At 54.2% G+C, this 1505-nt stretch carries 1 other annotated feature (running past one end of the window).

The window, feature by feature from the left end:
• Positions 1-1280, reverse strand: a sequence feature (mutual gap in cmsearch alignment for this rRNA model is longer than 100); it reaches 1930 nt to the left of the window's first position.
• Between the last annotated feature and the right edge of the window lie 225 nt (positions 1281-1505).

Below are 1505 nucleotides of genomic sequence, written 5' to 3' on the forward strand. Positions count from 1 at the left end.
AACGGGCTATTGTGTGAGTGCCGCGGCTTCGGCGGTGTACTTGAGCCCCGCTACATTGTCGGCGCAGGATCACTTGACCAGTGAGCTATTACGCACTCTTTCAAGGGTGGCTGCTTCTAAGCCAACCTCCTGGTTGTCTTCGCGACCCCACATCCTTTTCCACTTAGTACACGCTTAGGGGCCTTAGCCGGCGATCTGGGCTGTTTCCCTCTCGACTACGAACCTTATCGCCCGCAGTCTCACTGCCACACTCTCACTTACCGGCATTCGGAGTTTGGCTGACGTCAGTAACCCTGTGGGGCCCATCGGCCATCCAGTAGCTCTACCTCCGGTAAGAAACATGTGACGCTGCACCTAAATGCATTTCGGGGAGAACCAGCTATCACGGAGTTTGATTGGCCTTTCACCCCTACCCACAGCTCATCCCCTCCATTTTCAACTGAAGTGGGTTCGGGCCTCCACGACGTCTTACCGTCGCTTCACCCTGGCCATGGGTAGATCACTCCGCTTCGGGTCTAGACCCGGCGACTCAAACGCCCTATTCAGACTCGCTTTCGCTACGGCTACCCCACACGGGTTAACCTCGCCACCGAGCACTAACTCGCAGGCTCATTCTTCAAAAGGCACGCCATCACCCACCCCGAAGGCGCAGGCTCTGACGGATTGTAAGCGTCCGGTTTCAGGTACTATTTCACTCCCCTCCCGGGGTACTTTTCACCTTTCCCTCACGGTACTTGTCCGCTATCGGTCACCAGGAAGTATTCAGGCTTACCGGGTGGTCCCGGCAGATTCACAGCAGATTCCACGAGCCCGCTGCTACTTGGGAGAACATCACGCAAGACCATGTGTTTTCAGCTACCGGACTCTCACCGTCTACGGCAGACCATTCCAGGCCACTTCACCTAACACACAGTTTTCTGACTCACGCTTCCACAGGTAGATGGAAGAAGATGAACCCCACAACACCACACACACAACCCCTACCCGGTATCACATGCGCATGGTTTAGCCTCATCCGCTTTCGCTCGCCACTACTCACGGAATCACATTTTGTTTTCTCTTCCTATGGGTACTGAGATGTTTCACTTCCCCACGTTCCCTCCACACCCCCTATACATTCAGAGGTGGGTAACACGACATCACTCGTGCTGGGTTTCCCCATTCGGACACCCTCGGATCACAGCTCGTTTGACAACTCCCCGAGGACTATCGCGGCCTACCACGTCCTTCATCGGCTCCTGGTACCAAGGCATCCACCGAACGCCCTTACACACTTACAACAACACCTACAAACCACCCCCACCACACAACCCGAAAGCTGCACACAACCCCAAAGGATCATGTTCGGCGAGGATCGAATGTAGACATCACAAAACATTCTTTCTGCTAAATCACAGACCAACAAAAAATTGTTGATTTGAAATAAAGATGCTCGCATCCACTATGCACTTCTCAAACAACACACACCGACCACCACTCGACCGCTCCCCACCCCATCACAGGAC

The organism is Gordonia sp. GONU (assembly GCF_024733855.1).
In the GTDB taxonomy this organism is placed as follows: domain Bacteria; phylum Actinomycetota; class Actinomycetes; order Mycobacteriales; family Mycobacteriaceae; genus Gordonia; species Gordonia amicalis.